Origin of the sequence: Flavobacterium sp. MEB061, from assembly GCF_000834715.1 — a bacterium.
In the GTDB taxonomy this organism is placed as follows: Bacteria; Bacteroidota; Bacteroidia; order Flavobacteriales; family Flavobacteriaceae; genus Flavobacterium; species Flavobacterium pectinovorum.
In genome coordinates this window covers 83792-104622 of record NZ_JXQR01000059.1, presented here as the reverse complement: position 1 = coordinate 104622, position 20831 = coordinate 83792, and the positions used below count along the sequence as shown (strand labels likewise).

Genomic DNA, 20831 nt, shown 5'->3' with positions numbered 1-20831 from the left:
GCGTTTTGGTTAGCAGACAGGTTAATTGTATTTAATGACGAAAAGTTTATTATATTCGAGTGTATTATTAACACTTATTAAAAATCATAATGAAAATAAAAAATATAGTTCCGTTGATTTTGGGGTTGGTTTTCGTATCGGTTTCTTCTAATGCCCAGACAAAAGTTTTTAAAAAGGATGAATTCAAACAATGGGCACAAACGCCGCCGATGGGTTGGAATAGTTGGGATTGTTATGGTCCGACTGTAGAAGAACATGAAGTAAAAGCCAATGCCGATTATATGGCAAAAAAACTGAAGAAATTCGGTTGGGAATATATTGTCGTTGATATCAGATGGTTTGTAGAAAATGATAAAGCAGGAGGATACAACCAAACAGATCCACGATATGTAATCGATCAATACGGCAGATATTTGCCAGCGGTAAATCGTTTTCCTTCAGCAAAAGACGGACAAGGATTCAAACCTTTAGCAGATTATATTCATAAGAAAGGATTAAAATTTGGGATCCATATTATGCGCGGAATCCCGAAAAAAGCGGTTGAAGACAAAATGCCAATTAAAGGTGCAAACGGAATCACGGCAGATCAAATTTATACTACGGCGTTGCAATGCGAATGGCTAAAAGACAATTATACAATTGTTGCAGACAAGCCGGGAGCACAGGAATATTATGATTCTATATTTGAACTGTATGCAAGTTGGGGAGTTGATTTTATCAAAATTGATGATTTATCCAGACCGTATCACGAAGGCGAAATTAACCTGATTAGAAATGCGATCGACAAATGCGGACGTAAAATTGTATTGAGTACTTCGCCCGGTGAAACACCTATAACAGCAGCCCCTCACGTAAAAGAGCATGCCAATATGTGGCGTATGGTTGATGATGTTTGGGATACCTGGCCTCATATTACACATTTAATGAAGGTAAGTGAACAATGGTATCCACATATTGCACCAGGAACATGGCCAGACTGCGATATGATTCCGTTAGGACGTATTTCTGTTAGGGGAGAACGTGGCGAAGACAGAATGACACGCTTAACAAAAGACGAACAATACACTTTAATTACCTTTTTCAATATTTTTAAATCGCCGTTATTTTTTGGTGGAGATTTACCAAGTAATGATGCGTTTACATTATCCTTATTAACGAATAAAGAAGTTGTGAAAATGCATAATGAAAGCACTGATGTAAAGCAACTTTTCCAAAAAGACGGAAAAATTGCGGTGACTTCAAAAAATCCTAAAGACGGAAGTATTTATCTGGCTTTGTTTAATATCTCAGATAAAACTTCAGAAATTATTTCGGTAAATTTTTCTGATTTAGGAATTTCAGGAAATATAGAAGCTTTGAATATGTGGACTGGTGAGAAATCAAAAGTTGCTGATACGGCAATTTCAGCAGAATTAAAACCTCACAGTTCAGTTTTGTATCAATTAAAAGAAAAAAAATAATGAGGGAAACACATTTTAGTATTGTATTATTTTTATTGCTCTTTAATTTTTCACAAGCACAAAACAACAATACAAAAGGGATTCCACCCGCAATTGCAGAGAAGGATTTAACAGCTTATTTGTTTGTTTACTTCACCGGAAATTCGGTTGAAGACGAGGCTGTTAGATATGCTATTAGTGCTGACGGATATCATTATTATCATTTAAATAATAACAAACCAGTCATAGACAGCAAAGTAATCAGTTCAACTGGTGGCGTTCGGGATCCGCATATTTTGCGCGGAGACGATAGTAAAACTTTTTATATGGTTTTGACAGATATGACGTCTTCAAAAGGCTGGGACAGCAATCGTGCAATGGTCTTGTTAAAAAGCACCGATTTAGTAAATTGGAAAAGCAGTATTGTAAATATTCAAACTACTTTTCCGGGAAATGAAAATTTAAAAAGAGTTTGGGCACCGCAGACAATTTACGATGCAAAAGCAGGAAAGTATTTAATTTACTTTAGTTTGCAATATGCAGGAGGTCCGGATAAAATTTATTACGCTTATGCTAATAAAGATTTTACGGGTTTAGAAAGTGCTCCAAAATTATTATTTGTTCCAAAATCGGAGAGAGCTTGTATAGATGGTGATATTATTGAAAAAGACGGAATTTATCATCTTTTTTATAAAACAGAAACCGAAAACCCAGGAATTAAAGTAGCCACAACAACTGATTTGACTTCTGGAAAATGGACAGAAAATGACAATTATCTGCAACAAACAAAGGATGGTGTTGAAGGTTCCAGCGTTTTCAAACTAAATAATTCGGATGATTATATCTTAATGTATGATGTTTACACAAAAGGAAGATATCAGTTTACAAAAAGTAAAGATTTAGAGAATTTCACTATTATTGATAATGATATTTCAATGGATTTTAATCCGCGTCACGGAACTATTTTGCCTATCACACGTTCTGAATTGAAGAAACTGATTACAAAATGGGGAATGCCGGATAAATTCCCAAAAATAAATAATAACCCGGTTTTAGAAGGTTATTATGCTGATCCGGAAATCTTATATTCGAACAAAACAAAAAAATACTATATCTATCCAACAAGCGATGGTTTTGATGGATGGTCAGGAAATTATTTCAAGACTTTCTCTTCAGATAATTTGACAGATTGGAAAGACGAAGGAATCATTGTAGATCTAAGAAAAGATGTGACTTGGGCCAATAGAAATGCTTGGGCGCCTTGTATTGTGGAGAAAAAGATAAAAGGAAAATACAAATATTTTTATTATTTCACGGCTGCTCAAAAAATTGGTGTAGCATCATCAGATAATCCAAACGGACCTTTTACCGATAGTGGAAAAGCACTTGTAAGTACAAGACCAGAAGGAGTAAAGGGAGGTCAGGAAATTGATCCGGATGTATTTACAGATCCTAAAACAGGAAAAAGCTATTTGTATTGGGGTAATGGTTATATGGCTGTAGCCGAATTAAATACAAATATGATTTCGATAAAAGAAGGAAGCATCAAAATAATCAAGGTTGATGATACTTTTAGAGAAGGAACTTATGTTATTTACAGAAAAGGGACTTACTATTTTTTATGGAGTGAAGATGATACCAGAAGTCCAAATTATAAAGTAAGATATGGAACGTCAAAATCGCCTTTAGGGCCAATTGAAATTCCGGCAAATAATATTGTAATCCAGGGAATTCCAGATCAGGGAATTTATGCTACAGGTCATAATTCTGTATTACAAATTCCAAACAAAGACGAATGGTACATAACCTATCATCGTTTTTCTTATCCAACCGGAATAAAAATGGGTGATGCCGGCGGTTTCCATCGTGAAGTTTGTATGGATAAACTAGAGTTTAATACTGACGGAAGTATCAAACAGGTAACTCCAACACACAGTGGGATTGATGCAATAAAATAATTTTAGAATTTTAGTTTTTAAAAAGCCGTTTCTTATACAGAAACGGCTTTATTAATTATAGAAATGCTTGTAAACGCAATTTTATGAGTTCTTTAAATGTAATAAATCTAAAACTTTTGGTGAAACTTTCAAATCAGATCGGAACTTTAAAACACCTTTTATGAAATGTCTTTTTAATTCATTTCCATTGCGTATCGAAAATGGAGTTTTAAATATAATGGCTTTATAAATTATTGTATTCGTAGAGCTATCTAAATAATATACACAAATATCATAAGCTACATCTTCACCCTCTGATAAAACTACATCATAATTTTTTAGATCGGGATTTGGGTATAAAGACTCAAAAGTTAGGGATTCAATGATTGTTTCATTTTTATAATGATGCAAACCATTTTGATCCACTATTACTTTGGTAATTTTGTTTTTTCGGGTAATAATTACATCCTTTAATACGAAATATATCAAAAAAGAAGAAAGAATTACGGATATTATTACAGAAGAAATTTTAAATTCAGCAGATAATTTTCCAGATTCAATAATAATAATCTCTAAATTAATTATTCCTAAAATTGTACTCACAAAAAGAAATACTCCTATAGCCTTTGCTATAAAAGTTTTTTTTTTTGATTTTAATGATTCTATTTTTGAAAATTCACTATTCTGAAAATCCATTTTTTGTCAGAAGTTAGAAATTAAGGCATTACAGTTACTGGAGCAAATGTAGGAAAGATAAAATTTATTATTCAGATTTTTGGTGCTGTTGTAGAAATTTGAAAGAAATCATATCGTTCTGCTCCTCGTATTGTTCCTTATGAAAAGCAAGGCAAAACCCACTAAGAAGAAACCGTTTAGTTTGTTTATTCTTGATTAAATGTATGTTAAAAATGTTCCTGCCTTTTAATATTAATTTGAACTTTGTATAACTGTTTAATTAATAAAAAGATGATTATGGAAACGCAAATTATTGAACTGGAAAAAAAATATTGGCAGGGAATGGAAAATCACGACTATGAAACGGTAAAAAAACTTACTCGTTTTCCTTGTATAATCGCTGGCAAAAATGGAGTGTATAGTGTAGATGAGGCCAATTTTAAAAAGATGTTTGATTCAGGGGATGGTGATAAAATAAAAGTATTGAATTTTTCTGATGTCAAAACACAATTAGTTGCTGAAAATACCGCTGTAATAGCATATTTGATAGAATTGGGAATAACGGGTGATGAACAAAAAGCACCTGTGAAATGTGCCTGCACTTCTACCTGGATAAAAGAAAATAACAATTGGACTTGTCTATTGCATACTGAAGCTGAATTATCTCAGCAGTAGATTGTAATTTTAAATTATTAATAGAACCCAAGCCAGTGCTGTTAAGTGTTCTGCATGGGATAATACGACCCTTTGAAACCCTGAAATTATTTGTAATCTCAGGGGCTTTCTTTAGGGTGTTAATATTAATTATTTTTTCTTTGGAGATAAAGTGTTGCTGACTGACTCATTGTAATCAGGGACGCTCCAAGAATAACAACATCCTTAATAACTAATCGTCCACGTCCGGATAAATAAGGGAATCCATATTGATGATCTGTCAAATGTGGCACCCAACTTTCTGGTGTTGTAACTAAAAATGAAAGTGTACCGATGGTGAGGATAAATACTAGTATGCTTCCTATCATACTTGCCAAAGGAACCCAGTTATGAATAGCTACCAAAAAAGCAATACCAATTAGTAAAATTCCTAAACCATTTGCAAAACCATAAGTATTGTTTTGAATATTCCATTGGTGATTTTCAGCAATTAATTCACCTTCCTTATTGCTGTATTTTTTATACTCAGATGGATTATCATAAAAAAAAGACATAAAAGGACTGTTTGCTACAAAAGGCACTATGCCGTCAGCTTCATAAGTAAAAAATTTAAGTCCGCCGATCCATAAAAAAACGATTACGATACCAGCACGTACTGCATTTTTTCCAAGCGTATCAAGATTTGCTATTATGCTTAAAAGAGAATTTTTCATTGTTTTGATTTTTAAGTTTTTGTTATCATTAACAATGCAAAGTTATCTTCTGGATAAGAAGTAAGAAATGGATAAAAAATGCTATTACTTAGACAAATCTGCCACAATAGAGATACCAGTTGTTTTCCTGAAGGTTTGAGGAGAAACTTTGGTCATTTTTTTAAATACGCGACTAAAATAATATTCATCCTGAAATTTTAAGGCATAAGCAATTTCCTTGATACTTAATCGGGTGAGATGAAGTTGTTTTTTTGCTTCCAAAATTAATCTTTCCTGAATCATTTGCGTGGGCGTTTTATTGAAACGCTTGCTGCATTGTTTCGTAAAATTATTTGCTGTCATAGAAAGTAAGGAGGCATAATCACTTGCTTTATGCAGCGTTAAGAAATTTTCTTCGAGCAGTATTTTAAACTGGTCCATTTTTTCATCTTTTTGAAAATTTTGTTTTTCACCGGTTATTTTCAAACTGCTGGATTTAGCAAGTATAAGCTGAAGATAAGCTCGTAAGACAATTTCTGAAGGAGTCTGCTGTTTAATCTCATCAATAATCTGATCGACTAACTGACAATATAATTGATGCTGTTCATTAGTTAATTTTATAGAAGGCTCAACATAAATATTGTTAAATAATAAACCATTGCACGCAACCTCTTTTCTATGATACTCAATACAATAAAAGTCACCGTGAAATTGTAATGCGGTGTAGGTTAATGGTGTAATTTCCTTAATGGATATGGATTGTTGAGGTGTTGAAAACAGTACCGCAGGAGCCTTAAATGCAAAAGAGGCAAAATCAGCATGATAGATTCCTTCTCCTTTGTTGATTAGCAAAACCGTATATTCGCTAAATTGTACAGGCATATCTAAAAATGAATTATTTTCAGATTTTTCTATGCCTAAAAGTAAGGTTTTATTTTCTGAAAATACTTTGTTCATCTTGTAGGAGAGTTGGATTATATATGATTGTAAATTTAGAGAATGAATTCTTGTTATTCAATATTATTTAGAGTATAATTATTCAAGTATAAAAGATTGATGTTCATCTGATCTATAATATCATTATTAAGATTAGAGAGTATATTTACAACCCCATATTACTATTTTTTAATAGATACGAACTTCAAATAAATGATAAAATTATTATTTAAATTTTTGTGGCAGAGTTTGAAAAAAGAAAACGCCGTTTTCCGACTCTCCGTTCATACCTGTTTTTTTTTCTTCGCCATCTTTTTTTCTTTTAGCAGCAAAGTTTTTGCACAGGACTTCTTATTCTCTCCAATTGAAAACAGACACCAGCTCAATGAAGAGAAAATTAGGCATTTTATTGAACTGCAGGATGGCAGAATAGGTGTTTTTACTGAGGGAATGTTCAACTTATACGATGGAGCAGATTTTAAGACAATAGAAATTAACGATGATAATTCTGCTGCTCTTATATCATATAGGGGATTCCATCACAGTTATTTCGAGAACAATCGCATTTGGTTTAAGCATAAAGGGAAGATAAGCCTGATTAATGTCTCTAAAGAAAAGAGTGAATCCGATCCAATTAAAACGCTGCATTTTTTAGGATTTAAAGGCACCCCGCACGATTTATTTGTTGATGAAAAAAAAGATATATGGGTAGTAGATGATTTGGGTGCACTGCTTTGTTACGAGCAGGATTCAAAAAAGGTAGTCTGCTTTTTAAACAAAATTTTTATAAAGGGAAGCCCTGATGAACAACTTTATGATCTTGTTGTTCATCAGCAAAAGGTATATTTAATTTATAAATCGGGATTAATCCGTTGTTTTGATCGCTCCTCATCAAAAGAAATTTATAAACTATCTGTTGTCAAAGGTACCTTGGATGATTTTAATGATTGGAATCACACCACAGCGGTTGGTAAATATCTATATCTTGTAAGGTCTGGAATCGCAAAAGGACAATTGATTCGATATGATACTCAGACCAGGAAGTCAAAAGTGTTATTACAAACCGATACATATTGGCTGAATACCTTTGCAGCAAATAAAAATGGAGACTTTTTCATTAGCTGCAGTAAAGGACTTTGGTATTTTAGAGCGGGAAGTACTTTGGGCAGTTTTTATCCTGAGTTAAATTTAACAGAAAAAGACAAAATAAAAACCGAAGTGAGTACTGTTTTATTTGATTATCAGGGAGGACTCTGGATAGGGACATTAAATAAAGGAATTTATTATCATCATCCGGATCGTTCCCGTTTTAAATATTATCAGAAAAGTAATTTCAACTTAAAAGATAATGATGAATTTCAGGTAAATTGTTTTGAAGAAACTGTTGATGGTAAATTGCTTATTGGTACAAATAAAGGACTCTATATAGCCGAACTTCCTCTCAATCATAGTAAATTATTCAAAGTTTTGCTTTCTGAATTGCATTGCTATTCTCTGCTCAAAGATTCTACAGGTCAAGTATGGATTTCGACCAATAAAGGACTTTATGTATTTGGCACAAATGGTTTTATAAAACAATATACAAAACAGCTTACCATTAGTGTTTACCAAACCACTAAAAACGAAATATTTGTCTGCACTGAAGATGGAGTTTTCAAGTGGAATAATTCTTTTCAGTCTTTTGGTCTCTCCTTTTTGAAGGATTCTCCTGCTGATGTATTTCAAATCACTCAGTGGAATCATCAATTAATAGGTATTTCTTTTGATGGCCCTTTTATAATGAATATTTCAGGTGATAAAATTATAAGACCTTTAGCAAAAGGGCATAAAAGAATACCAATGTTCAGTCAAAAAAGCCATAAATACAGTTGTCTTTTATCTGACTCTGATCAGGATTTATGGCTGGGCACTTATAATGGACTGACAATTTGGGATCATAAAAATCAAAAACTATATGAATTAAATACGGATAAAGGTTTAGTAAACAATAGCATTAAGGCGATAGTAGAAGATGTCGATCGTTCCTTATGGGTCACCACCTCACGTGGCGTAAGCCATATTATTAAAAAAAGAGCAGCAAGCGGACTTACTTTTAGAATTGTAAATTATGATAAATTTACCGGAGTCCTGGAATATCCATTTGTGGATCGTGCTGCGCTTATTTCCTCAAAGAGTGGATTATTTATTGGAGGAATAGACGGTATGAACAATCTAAAAAGAAATGATGCGAGAGATAATCAATTTATTCTTAATCCAATATTCATTAATTTCAAATTGTTTGGCAAGAATGTGACGAGTGGTCAGAAAATAAACAAAGATATTATTTTAAAAAATTCGATAACATCAACAGATACCTTAAAGCTAAAACATGATCAAAACTTTTTTAGCATTGGGTTTTCCGGACTTAATTATGTCAATCAATCACACACCTATTTCAGATATAAATTGGAGCATGTTGATAAGAATTGGCGCAGTGAGAATTCTATATCCGGAATAGGTGAAGCTAGCTATACTAATATATCCCCCGGCCACTATGCTTTTAAGGTGCAAGCCAGTTCTGACGGTTTACACTGGCCTGGCAGAGTGAAAAATCTTTTAATTATCATCGAGCCTCCTATATGGAATACTACTCTTGCCAAAGTGCTTTATTTGGTTATATTATGTATGGGGATTGCTTTAATTTCAAAGGTTCTTATAAAGCATAATACTTTAATCCGCAAAAGGCAACAAGATTATGCTATAGAAAGAGCAAAGTCAGATTTTATAACCAATATGAGTCATGAATTGCGTACGCCGCTCACACTTATAATAACACCTTTAAAATCACTGCTTGCAAAAGTGGCAGATGAGAAAATAAAAAGAGAACTGCAGCAAATTAGCTCCAATAGCGATCTTTTATTGGACACTGTGAATCAGTTGCTTGATTTTAAAAAGATCGATACGGGAGAAGAAATATTACATTGCAATTTTTATGATAATCTTTCATTCATAACTGAATTGTGTAAAGCCTATGTAGCGATAGCAAAGGAAAAAGAAATTGACTTTACCTGGGATATAGACCCGCAAAACGATGATTTGTATCTGGACAGGCAAAAAATTACCAGAATAATAATTAACCTGCTTTCTAATGCTTTTAAATTTACAGGTTCAGGAGGTACAGTTAAATTCTCAGCTATAATTGACAATTTAGATAAAGTTCTGATAATTTTGGTTGAAGATTCAGGGATTGGAATTCCTAAGATAGAAATAGATAATATTTTTAATCGTTTTTATCAGGCAGACAATCAAAATGAGATAGCAACAGGCAGTGGTATAGGCTTGTACATGGTGAAATATTATGCAGCAATGCATGGCGGGTGGGTTAGCGTAACAAGTAATACAGAGCAGGGAACTTGTTTTAAGGTACTATTATCAGTGCTTAAAAAAACGGAATTGAAGTCTTTTGAAGGAGAAGTAGTAACAAGAAAAAATATACTTATTGTTGAGGATCACATTATTTTTAGAGGCTATTTGCTGGATGAATTGAAAAATTATTATAATGTGATCACAGCCCATAACGGGGAAGAAGGTTTAAAGAAAGCAATAATGCATGTCCCGGATCTTATCGTAACAGATATGATGATGCCACAAATGGATGGCCCGGAATTAAGCCAGGCGATTCGGAATACGATTGCCGTAAGCCACATTCCCATTATCATGCTTACCGGAAGAACCTCAGATGAAGCCCGATTTGAAGGTTATAAGGCAGGAGTCGATGCTTATATGGTAAAGCCCTTTGATATTAATTTGCTAGTGCTTCGAATTGATAAACTATTGGAGATAAATGAGACGAGACGAAAAACTTTCACTAATAAAAAGGAAGTGCAAATTGATACATTAACAGATAATCCAATTGATCAGGAGTTTTTAAAACGTACTTTTCAGTGTGTCTTAGATAATTTGTCGAATTCTGATTATACAGTAGAAAAGTTCAGTGAGGATATGAATATGGATCGTACTGGTTTATATCGAAAACTTATGGCACTTACAGATCATTCTCCCACAAATTTTATTCGTACTATTCGATTAAAAAAAGCAGCCGAATTGCTATTGGATAAAAAACTGACGATTGCAGATGTATCTGATCAGGTAGGTTTTAATAGTATTTCTTATTTTACTAAATGCTTTCATGAAGCTTTTGGTAAAACACCCAGCCAGAGCAGAGGGTAAAAATGTTTCAAAACAGTAAATGAATTATTTTTAATACGCTGATTTTTTGTGTTTTGTGATAAGTATTATCTGATTTCAACATTAGTTATAATTATTTCAACATAGTTTAAAGACTTTAAAAATGACAAAAGTTATTTTTATTGCACTAAACTATTTAACCCAATTGAAATGAAAATTATTTACTCTTTATGTACTGTGCTGCTTTTTTGCTTTCATAGTAATGGGCAGAAATTCCAGAAAACCATTCAAGGAATCAAGACTATTGCCAATGGCAATAACATAGAAATACAGTTTTACAGTCCTGCTATTGTCAGGGTTATTAAATTTCCGGAGATGAAGAATTTTTCAAAAGAAAGTCTCTCGGTAGTTTTAAAGCCTGCTAAAACTGCTTTTAGTGTCAAAACTCTTGGTAACATTATCTTTTTAAAATCAGATCAATTAACTGTTAGTATAGATACTGATTCAGGAAATGTAGCATTTGCATCCTCTGAAAATGAATTATTAAAAGAAAAACCTCAGGGAACGAAATTTGAAACTTTTGATGATGCAGGAGTAAATACCTTTACAGTCACACAGTCTTTTATCTTAGATAAAGAGGAACCGATTTATGGTTTGGGACAACATCAAAACGGAGAATTAAACCAAAGAAATCAAAAATATCATCTTGAGCAGGGCAATGTGGATGATGCCGTGACTTTTTTTCAATCAATAAAAGGCTATGGGCTTTATTGGGATAACTATTCTCCAACAGAATTTAAAGATGATGCCACCGAAACTTCTTTTAAATCGATTGTGGGAGATGCTGTTGATTATTATTTTATGTATGGAGGTAATGCAGATGGGGTAATTGGGGAAATGCGGGAATTGACCGGAAAAGTACCAATGTTTCCTTTGTGGACCTATGGCTTCTGGCAAAGTAAAGAGCGATATAAAAGTCAGAATGAATTGGTAGATGTCGTTAAAAAGTATCGTGAACTATCAGTACCCCTTGACGGAATAATACAGGATTGGCAATATTGGGGCAACAATTATTTATGGAATGCAATGGAGTTTTTGAATCCTGAATTTTCAGATCCAAAAAAAATGGTTGATGAGGTTCATAATCTTAATGCTCATATGATTATTTCGATTTGGTCTTCCTTTGGTCCGCAGACAAAACCTTATAAAGAAATGGATCAAAAGGGCATGTTATTTAATATTAAAACCTGGCCGGAATCCGGTTCAGAAATATGGCCTCCAAATGCAGATTATCCTTCAGGAGTTAGAGTATATGACCCATACAATCCTCAGGCGAGAGACATTTATTGGAAATATGCCAATAAAGGATTATTTTCTCATGGTATTGACGGCTGGTGGATGGATTCTACAGAGCCGGATCACTTTGAGCCAAAACCCGCAGATTATGATACAAAAACATATCTGGGATCTTTTAGAAAAGTGCGAAATGCATATCCTTTAATGACAGTGGGCGGAGTTTACGACCATCAGCGTAAAACTACATCAGACAAGCGTGTATTTATTTTAACCCGATCTGCTTTTGCAGGCCAACAGCGCTACGGCGCCAATACATGGTCTGGAGATACAGGTTCGAGTTGGGAAACACTTCGTAATCAGATTCCGGCCGGATTAAATTTCACCCTTACAGGTATACCACATTGGAATTCAGATATAGGAGGTTTTTTTGCAGGAGCTTATAAACAAGCATGGAATGAAAGATCAGGAGCCAAAAATCCGCTTTATCAGGAATTGTACGTGCGTTGGATTCAATTTGGCACTTTTAATTCAATGATGCGTTCTCATGGCACCGATGTTCCAAGAGAGATTTATAATTTTGGTGTAAAAGGTGAACCAATTTATGATGCAATAGAGAAATTTATTAATCTTCGTTATGCGCTTCTTCCTTATATTTATTCCACATCATGGGAAGTTACAAGCAAGAAATCCAGTTTTATGCGGGCATTATTTATGGATTTTCCAACTGATAAAAAAGGATGGGATATTAAAGATGAGTTTATGTTTGGCAGATCAATCTTAGTAGCTCCCGTTGTCCAGGCACAATACACTCCAGAGAAAATAGTAAAAGTAAACGAATCAACGGGATGGAATCAGCAAGGAGATAAAAAACACACAGAAAAAACAACTATAGACTTTACAGAAGAAAAGTCAAGTAAAGTGTATCTGCCAGCTGGCACACATTGGTATGACTTCTGGACAAATGAGAAAATTAAGGGAGGTCAGGAAATTGTAAGAAAAACAGCCATCGATATGCTGCCCCTGTATGTAAGGGAAGGAGCAATTATTCCCTTTGGTCCCAAAGTCCAATTTGCAACCCAGAAAAAGTGGGATAACTTGGAGATAAAAGTATATCCGGGCAAGGATTGTTCTTTTGTGCTTTATGAGGATGAGTTTGATAATTACAATTATGAAAAAGGATTTTATTCTGAAATTGAATTTTTATGGCATGAGACATCAAAAACATTAACGATTTCAAATAGAAAAGGACAATATACCGGAATGCTAACCAGCAGAAAATTTACTATTGTAATGCCAAGTGGAATGACAAAGATTATTAATTACAATGGTAAAAAAGTGGAAGAGAGATTTTAGCGATAATTGATTACGGTTATTTTCTAATACTTCTACTTATAAATCCAAATTCAAATGCCGGGAAATATAAACGAAAATATAAAAAGAATCAGGGAACTTAAAGAGTACACTCAGGAGTATATGGCCTTAATGCTTAACATTACCCAGACGAGCTACAATAGAATTGAAAAAGGCAAGAGTCCTCTCACTTGTGACAAATTAGAAGAGATCGTCTCTATTTTTGAAATGGATCTTATTAGCATTATAAAGTTTGAAAGCAGTCTGTATAAGAGCGATTTTATAAAGCCTAAGGTGTCTCTGGAGCAGTGCGATCTTTCTAAAATAGAGACACTCTACAGGGATAAAATTGCACTTCTGGAGAAACTGCTTGCTATAACGGATAGGGAGCTTATAAAATATAAGGATAAATATAAATGTATTTAAATATTGGCTTTTGACAGTTTTTTAGTAATGCAATGTTTCATGATTTGAAAAAATTATCGTTAATTATTACTATAAGTTATATTTTATATCTAGAGCAACAGTTATATAATGCCAAACTACCGTATTTTTACAAAGTTAGGTAACACTTTTCTGTATTGCTGAAAAGGTTTTGGCGATTTGCCTGTTTAATTTGATAACAGAAGTTAATAATATGATTAATTCTATCATTAACGCTAATTCGGATTTGGTTCTAATAGTTATTGCTATTGTCTACGGATACTATATCACCATGGTAAAAAAGAACAAAAAGTAAGCTCTTTAAAGTACTTACAACTTTATAAAACAGATAGAAGCATAAATGGAAGATTATGTTTTTATGGACAGCCGTCTTGTATTTCATGCAAGGCGGTTTTTTTTGTGATATGCATTTTTCTTTACATCAGATTTAACTTTTGCATAGGCATAAAGAAAAAGGCTCTCGATACTAAGAAATTGCTCACTCCACAGTTTAGCTCTCAAGTCCGTTATCATTTGCTGCTATTTCATCATTATGCTTTCGAAATTTCTTCCAGTACTTGGTTGTACTTTTATAAAGATTAAAAAAATTACTTTTTTATTTTTTTGGTGAAGTATATAAAGTTTCGAACTAATTCCATAAGCCTGAATTTTGCTGAGTTTCTAGTTTTCAAAAACCCCATGTACCACGAATGTGCCACAAAGATTTTGCGCGATTTTATAAATATTGAAAAGCGGTATAAAAGAAAAAACCCTGCAAATCGTTTGATTTGCAGGGTTTACCGCTTTTTTAGGCTTTTTTAAAAACTTTGAAAATCTTATTTTTCCCTTGTTTTCACGCCTTCGCGGAGAAAGAGGGATTCGAACCCCCGGACCTGTTACAGTCAACAGTTTTCAAGACTGCCGCATTCGACCGCTCTGCCATTTCTCCAATATGTTGCGATCATTTGCTGATTGCGAGTGCAAATATAAGACCCTTTTTCGGTTCTCAAAACTTTTTTTAAGCTTTTTTACTGATTATTTTAAATTAATTTTCAAGTGCTTCATAATCAGTATTTATTTTAAAAACATTTTTACGTTAAATTACGTAATTAATCCAAAATTGGTGTTGGTTTTTTGTTTTCATCAACTGCAACAAACGAAAAAGTTCCTGAAACTACCGTTTCACGAAGCTCCGAATACATCTGTTCCATGAAAATATCAACGTGAATTTTACAGCTGGTTCTTCCTACGCTATCAACTTTTGCAACTAATTCGATTAAAGTTCCGGCCGGAATTGCTTTTTTAAAATCAATTTGACCAGTTGAAATCGTCACAACTTTCTTTCGGCTAAATCTTGTCGCACAAATAAAAGCCACTTCATCCATAAGATGAAGCGCAGTTCCCCCAAATAATGTATCATAATGATTTGTAGTACTCGGAAAAACTGCTTTAAATATATGAGTCTCTGCTTTTGAAATTCGTTCTTCTAAAGTCCCCATATTATTAGTAGCTTACGTATTCAGTGATTTCAAGACCATATCCAATCATTCCAACACGCTTAGTTTGTTCCGTATTTGATACCAATCTAATTTTTGAAATATCAATATCATGCAGAATTTGAGCTCCAATTCCGTAATCTTTACTGTCAATTACAATTTTTGGTGCTTTCAATGTGCCATTAGACTGTAAAGCTTTCAGTTCGGAAATTCTGTTTAGTAAGTTTACAGCAGACATATCCTGATTAATAAAAATAATGGCACCTTTGCCATTTTCATTAATCACTTTAAACATATCGTCTAATTGCTGTTCTGCATTATTTGTCAAAGTGCCTAATAAATCATTATTTACCTGCGAAGAGTGAATTCTTGTTAAGATAGGTTCTCCAAGATTCCATGTTCCTTTCGTTAAAGCAATATGAATTTGTTTATTTGTCGTTTGTTCGTAAGCTCTTAATCTAAAAGTTCCAAAACGGGTTTCAATATCAAAATCTTCTTTCTTAACAATTAAACTATCGTGCTGCATTCTGTAAGCTACAAGATCTTCAATCGAAACTAATTTTAAATTGAATTTTTTAGCCACTTTCACAAGTTCCGGCAAACGAGACATAGTTCCGTCTTCATTTAAAATTTCACAGATTACACCAGCTGATTTAAATCCTGCCAATCTTGCAAAATCAATCGCCGCTTCCGTATGTCCGGTTCTTCTTAAAACACCACCTTGTTTGGCTACCAAAGGAAAAATATGCCCAGGTCGTGCCAATTCATGTGGTTTTACATTTGCATCCGTTAGAGCCAATACTGTTTTTGCCCTGTCTGCTGCTGAAATTCCTGTCGTTACTCCATGTCCTTTTAAATCTACAGAAACTGTAAAAGCAGTTTCCATATGATCTGTATTATTAGTGACCATTGGTCTTAAATCCAATTCTTTACAACGGCTTTCTGTTAATGGAGCGCAAATTAATCCACGTCCGTGTGTAGCCATGAAATTGATCATTTCCGGAGTTACTTTTTCGGCTGCAGCCAAAAAATCACCTTCATTTTCACGATCTTCATCATCGACTACAATGATTACTTTACCTTGACGAATATCTTCTATAGCTTCTTCAATGGTATTAAGTTGTATTTTTGTTGACATAATTATTGTTTGTTTTGAGCGGGAGAAAATCGCTCGGAAATTTTTTGAAACAGTTGTGATATTGGAGTTGTAATGGCATCAAAATTAATTAATCCATTGTCGTTTGTGGCACGATATGTTAATAAAACCGCCAATGGCAGTAGTATAAAAGAAGACATCCATGAGCCCATAAAAGGAGTCATACCGCCTTCCTGCGAAAGTCTTTTTCCAAAAGTATTAATAAAGTGGAATGTAATAAAAATCAAAACCGCAAATACAATTGGCAAACCAAGTCCGCCTTTACGGATGATAGCGCCTAATGGAGCGCCGATAAAAAACATTAAAAAACAGGCAAAAGCAATTACAAATTTCTCGTATAATGCGCTTAAATGTTTATTAATATCTCTTTGTTTGTCTTTTAAATCTTTTTGAGTCGACTCGATAGAGTAGATGTTACTTGTAACAGTACTGCTCGCCATTTTTAAAATATCAGACTTTTGTTTGTTGGTGTACAGAGATAAAAGATCATTTGGTAATGCTTTTTTCTTTTTGTCTGTTTTTAAAACTTTCGGAGAAGCTTTGATTCCAACACGCTGATTTATATTTTCTGAAAATGAAACTATTTCGTTATTCAGGTTTTTATTTAAGGAGTCTAAAGTATAGCGTAATTCATTTACATTCAGCATTCCGTTTGTACTGTTTACGCTTGCCTGATTCTCATCAACCTTGTTTAGTTCAGATAAATCAATGTTGATAATTTGTTTTTTAAAGTCACTTTTTATAAAAGGGAGTTTAGAACGATCTTCGTATTTTTTTGGAGTTACATCCTGATAATAATAACCGTCATTTAAAACAAGTTTTAAAATACTCGATTTTTCATTACTAATTAGTTCGCCATCTTTAGCTTTTATAACAGTTTTGTTTTCGCCAAAACTATTTGCTTTTTCATGTATTGTAACCCCAGTTAAAATGTTTCCGTTTTCGCCTGATTTTTTGTTTACCTTAATATTATATGTTCCAACGTCGTTAAACTGACCTTCAGCGATAGCCATAGCGGGCTTGGCCTGAGCAATGTTTTTTCTGAAATTGACAAATTTATATTCAGCATACGGAATCACATTATTGGCAAACCAAAACGCAACAATACTTAATACGAAGATAAAAATGATTAAAACCCGCATTGCTCTTTGCAATGATATTCCCGAAGATTTCATGGCTGCAAACTCATAATTTTCGGCTAAATTTCCGAAAGTCATAATTGACGACAGTAAAACCGATAAAGGTAAAACCAACGGAATAATTCGGGGCATTGAGAAAAGAAGGAATTTTATAACCAATATCAAATCAAGGTCTTTACCTGCCAATTCAGAGATAAAGAGCCATACAGTTTGAAGAATGAATATAAAAAAAAGGATTACAAATACCGTAGTAAATGTAATCAGAAATGTTTTTAGTAAGTATTTGTCTAAAATTTTCAACCTTGGTTTAATCTAATTTGTTGATGTAGTATTTTGGATATTTGCTCGCTACAAAGGTAAATTGATTTTTTGATAAAGGCTGATTGGTTTTAAAAGAATTAACGGTTAAAGTGGTTTTTGTTCCATTTTTTCCTGTTTCAATCAAATTGTAGATGTGTTTTGTTTGTACATCAATACCTAAAAGAATCTCTTTTCTTTGATCTTTGGTGTTTGTAGGTGCTAATTTAATATATTGAATTTTTCTTCCTTTTACATTTTGAACAATATCCATATTGTATTTGTATCCGGAATTAAAGAAAGTAAGCATTTTTGAAGGCGTAATAGCATTATCGTCTTTTTCGTTTACTTTTGAAATAGTAACTTCTTCATCTTCAGGAACAATAGTATACGTTTTTTGCCCGTCAAATATTTTAGTAACGCCCATGAAATTCAATACATATTGATTGCCTTTCATTACAACATTTCCTTTGCTGTCCTGATTGATATTTTCTTTAGCATTGTTCAAAGAATATTTAAAGTCAATAGCAATATTGTCGTAACTTTTTATTTTGGCTGTTACCTGGTTCAATAAATCCTTTGCTTTTTTATCCTGAGCCTGAATAGAGGTAAAGCTCAAAAGAAATAAAAGTGCTATTTGTAAGCATTTTTTAGTCCTGTTTTTGATAGAATTGTTGTTGATTTCTTGAATTTTTGCTTTCATGATAGAATTAATTTTGTTCATTGTTAAAAAATTGATCAAGAGCACTTAAATCTAAGATGTTCACACTACGTGCTTTACTGCCTTCAAACGGACCAACAATACCGGCTGCCTCCAGTTGATCGATCAAACGACCTGCTCTGTTGTATCCTAATTTTAATTTTCTTTGCAATAAAGATGCTGAACCTTGTTGCGCATTGACAATAATTTCAGCGGCTTCTCTAAATAAAGTATCTCTTTCGGAAATATCTATATCAAGATTAATGCCATTTTCTTCTCCAACAAACTCCGGAAGCAAATATGCTGTGGCATATGCTTTTTGAGAACCAATAAAATCTGTAATTTTTTCAACCTCAGGTGTGTCAATGAAAGCACACTGAACACGGGTTACATCATTTCCATTTGTATATAATAAATCTCCGCGACCAATTAACTGATCGGCTCCCTGAGTATCCAAAATAGTTCTTGAATCAATTTTTGAAGTTACTCTAAAAGCAATTCTCGCGGGGAAATTCGCTTTAATCAAACCTGTAATTACGTTTACCGAAGGTCTTTGTGTTGCGATAATTAAGTGAATACCAATAGCACGGGCTAATTGAGCCAAACGCGCAATCGGAATTTCGACTTCTTTTCCTGCGGTCATAATCAAATCGGCAAACTCATCGACAACCAAAACAATGTAAGGCAAAAATCTATGTCCTGCTTCGGGATTTAATTTTCTTGATTTGAATTTTTCGTTGTATTCTTTAATATTACGCACCATTGCATCTTTCAATAATGAATAACGATTGTCCATTTCAACGCAAAGTGAATTTAACGTGTTCACTACTTTTGCATTGTCTGTAATAATAGCATCTCCTGCATCAGGAAGTTTGGCTAAATAATGTCTTTCTATTTTATTAAAAAGCGTAAGCTCTACTTTTTTCGGATCTACCAAAACGAATTTTACTTCTGCCGGATGTTTTTTATATAAAAGCGAAGTTAAGACTGCATTTAATCCAACCGATTTTCCTTGTCCGGTAGCTCCTGCCATCAATAGGTGGGGCATTTTGGCTAAATCGACAACAAAAGTTTCGTTTGAAATAGTTTTTCCCAAAGCAATTGGCAGCTCCATTTCAGCTTCCTGAAACTTTGCAGATCCAATAACGCTTTTCATAGAAACCATAGTAGGATTCTTGTTCGGAACCTCAATACCAATTGTTCCTTTTCCTGGAATCGGCGCAATAATACGAATTCCTAATGCCGAAAGTGACAAAGCAATATCATCTTCTAAACTCTTAATTTTAGAGATTCTGATTCCTGCTTCTGGTACAATTTCATATAAAGTTACCGATGGGCCTACGGTAGCTTTAATCTGTGCAATTTCAATTTTGTAGTTACGAAGTGTATCTACAATTTTGTTTTTGTTTTCTTCTAATTCTTCCTGATTAATCGTGATTCCGCCCGTCGAATATTCTTTTAATAAATCGATGGTTGGGAATTTATAATTTGATAAATCCAAAGTTGGATCAAATAAACCAAAATCAGCAACCAGACGAGAAGCCAGATTTTCTTCGATAATATCTTCTTCTTCCGGTTTTTCGATAACCAATTCGTCGTTGTGAACAGGAGTTTCCGTTACCGGATTTATATTCATCTGAACTGGTTTTAAAACCGGATTTAAATCAATTTCTGATGAATTTGTAATAGTTGGTTTTAAAGCTTCTTTGTTGATTTCGAATTGAGTATCTTCCGTTTTTAAATGAATATTATCTAATTCAGGATCTTCTTCCTCAATAGCGAATTCTTCTAAATTATAGGCGCTTTCCGCTTGTGGCGGAGTATTCAAAGAGCTTAATTCTGTTTTTAATTCTTTTTTAGTTGAATCAAAATACGATTGAATTTTCTCTGGAGATAATTTTATTTTGAAAATCAGATACACGATTAATCCGAAAAGCAAGGCCAATAAAGTTCCTGTTTTTCCGATGTAATCCTGTGAAAATAAGTTTAATTCATAACCAATTGTTCCGCCCAATTCTGGTGCAGAAGTAGCAAAGAATCCAAATAATATGGATACAATAATAATAGCAAATAAATCCCAAAACCAGATATTTTTTAGCTTTCTAAGCGATAATTCCAAAGCCAGAAACATTCCGGTAAGGAAAAACAATCGCACAAGTATAAAAGATGCGATTCCAAAACCTCTGTATACAATTAAATCGGCAAGATAAGCGCCAAATTTTCCTAGCCAGTTTTGTACTACTTCAGATCGATCATCAAGCTGGCTAACAGCGCTTTGATCTAATTGCCATTGTCCGTTGACATAAAAAGAAATAAATGCAACTAATAATGCAATAGAAAATAATATCAAAAGACAGCCCATAACAAAACGTTGTTGTTTGTTAGGTCTCCAAGATTTTAAACTCTCAGCTTTTGGTTCGGTTTTTTTATTTACAGTATCTTTTTTGGTTGTTTTTGCCATTCTTGCGTTTAGT

General features: G+C 33.5%; 14 protein-coding genes and 1 tRNA gene. 6 read left to right on the top strand and 9 right to left on the bottom strand.

All coding sequences use genetic code 11. The annotated features are described in order from the left end of the window. The first annotated feature begins 89 nt into the window (after nucleotides 1–89). Together RT99_RS20550 and RT99_RS20545 are read left to right on the top strand one after the other, a co-directional pair. Entirely contained in the window at nucleotides 90–1460 is a 1371-nt protein-coding gene (locus RT99_RS20550; protein ID WP_082036994.1) for a glycoside hydrolase family 27 protein, read from the top strand. Then, nucleotides 1460–3397: a family 43 glycosylhydrolase gene (locus RT99_RS20545; RefSeq protein WP_042566617.1), complete on the top strand. Its 1938-nt coding sequence runs from the start codon at nucleotides 1460–1462 to the stop codon at nucleotides 3395–3397. The genes RT99_RS20550 and RT99_RS20545 overlap by 1 nt, the downstream gene beginning before the upstream one ends. An 81-nt stretch (nucleotides 3398–3478) precedes the next feature. On the opposite strand, the gene RT99_RS20540 is transcribed toward RT99_RS20545, so the two are convergent. After that, nucleotides 3479–4072, bottom strand: coding sequence for a hypothetical protein (locus RT99_RS20540; protein WP_042566616.1), 594 nt, complete (start codon nucleotides 4070–4072; stop codon nucleotides 3479–3481). Nucleotides 4073–4348: 276 nt separating this feature from the next. Between RT99_RS20540 and RT99_RS20535 the strand changes: the two genes are divergently transcribed. Beyond that, nucleotides 4349–4726 (top strand): nuclear transport factor 2 family protein, encoded by a 378-nt coding sequence (locus tag RT99_RS20535; RefSeq protein WP_042566732.1) that lies wholly within the window; start codon nucleotides 4349–4351, stop codon nucleotides 4724–4726. A gap of 125 nt (nucleotides 4727–4851) precedes the next feature. Here the strand turns inward: RT99_RS20535 and RT99_RS20530 are convergent, their stop codons facing one another. Together RT99_RS20530 and RT99_RS20525 are read right to left on the bottom strand one after the other, a co-directional pair. Then, on the bottom strand, nucleotides 4852–5418 hold the full coding sequence (locus RT99_RS20530) for a DUF417 family protein (protein ID WP_207384904.1): 567 nt from the start codon (nucleotides 5416–5418) through the stop codon (nucleotides 4852–4854). Between the two features lie 84 nt (nucleotides 5419–5502). Then, a complete protein-coding gene (locus tag RT99_RS20525; RefSeq protein ID WP_052483741.1) occupies nucleotides 5503–6354 on the bottom strand; it encodes an AraC family transcriptional regulator in 852 nt (283 codons plus the stop codon). A gap of 228 nt (nucleotides 6355–6582) precedes the next feature. Here RT99_RS20525 and RT99_RS20520 point away from each other — a divergent pair, with 228 nt between their 5' ends. The 3 genes from RT99_RS20520 (at nucleotide 6583) to RT99_RS20510 (ending at nucleotide 13572) form a co-directional block, all read left to right on the top strand. Beyond that, a complete protein-coding gene (locus RT99_RS20520) occupies nucleotides 6583–10542 on the top strand; it encodes an ATP-binding protein (RefSeq protein WP_165587218.1) in 3960 nt (1319 codons plus the stop codon). Between the two features lie 168 nt (nucleotides 10543–10710). Next, nucleotides 10711–13149: a TIM-barrel domain-containing protein gene (locus RT99_RS20515; RefSeq protein WP_042566613.1), complete on the top strand. Its 2439-nt coding sequence runs from the start codon at nucleotides 10711–10713 to the stop codon at nucleotides 13147–13149. A 54-nt stretch (nucleotides 13150–13203) separates the two neighbouring features. Next, nucleotides 13204–13572, top strand: coding sequence for a helix-turn-helix transcriptional regulator (locus RT99_RS20510; protein ID WP_042566612.1), 369 nt, complete (start codon nucleotides 13204–13206; stop codon nucleotides 13570–13572). 861 nt (nucleotides 13573–14433) lie between these two features. On the opposite strand, the gene RT99_RS20505 is transcribed toward RT99_RS20510, so the two are convergent. The 6 genes from RT99_RS20505 to RT99_RS20480 form a co-directional block, all read right to left on the bottom strand. Further along, nucleotides 14434–14518, bottom strand: a tRNA-Ser gene (locus RT99_RS20505). A gap of 160 nt (nucleotides 14519–14678) precedes the next feature. Next, entirely contained in the window at nucleotides 14679–15068 is a 390-nt protein-coding gene (locus RT99_RS20500; protein ID WP_042566611.1) for an acyl-CoA thioesterase, read from the bottom strand. 4 nt (nucleotides 15069–15072) lie between these two features. Then, complete coding sequence (ribB, locus tag RT99_RS20495) at nucleotides 15073–16203, bottom strand: 3,4-dihydroxy-2-butanone-4-phosphate synthase (RefSeq protein WP_042566610.1); 1131 nt, start codon at nucleotides 16201–16203, stop codon at nucleotides 15073–15075. A 2-nt stretch (nucleotides 16204–16205) separates the two neighbouring features. Further along, nucleotides 16206–17660 carry an LptF/LptG family permease gene (locus RT99_RS20490; RefSeq protein WP_042566609.1) on the bottom strand — a complete coding sequence of 485 codons (1455 nt, stop codon included), beginning with the start codon at nucleotides 17658–17660 and terminating at the stop codon, nucleotides 16206–16208. A 7-nt stretch (nucleotides 17661–17667) separates the two neighbouring features. Then, nucleotides 17668–18360 carry an outer membrane lipoprotein carrier protein LolA gene (locus RT99_RS20485; RefSeq protein ID WP_042566730.1) on the bottom strand — a complete coding sequence of 231 codons (693 nt, stop codon included), beginning with the start codon at nucleotides 18358–18360 and terminating at the stop codon, nucleotides 17668–17670. 7 nt (nucleotides 18361–18367) lie between these two features. Beyond that, nucleotides 18368–20818, bottom strand: coding sequence for a DNA translocase FtsK (locus tag RT99_RS20480; protein ID WP_042566608.1), 2451 nt, complete (start codon nucleotides 20816–20818; stop codon nucleotides 18368–18370). Nucleotides 20819–20831: the final 13 nt, after the last annotated feature.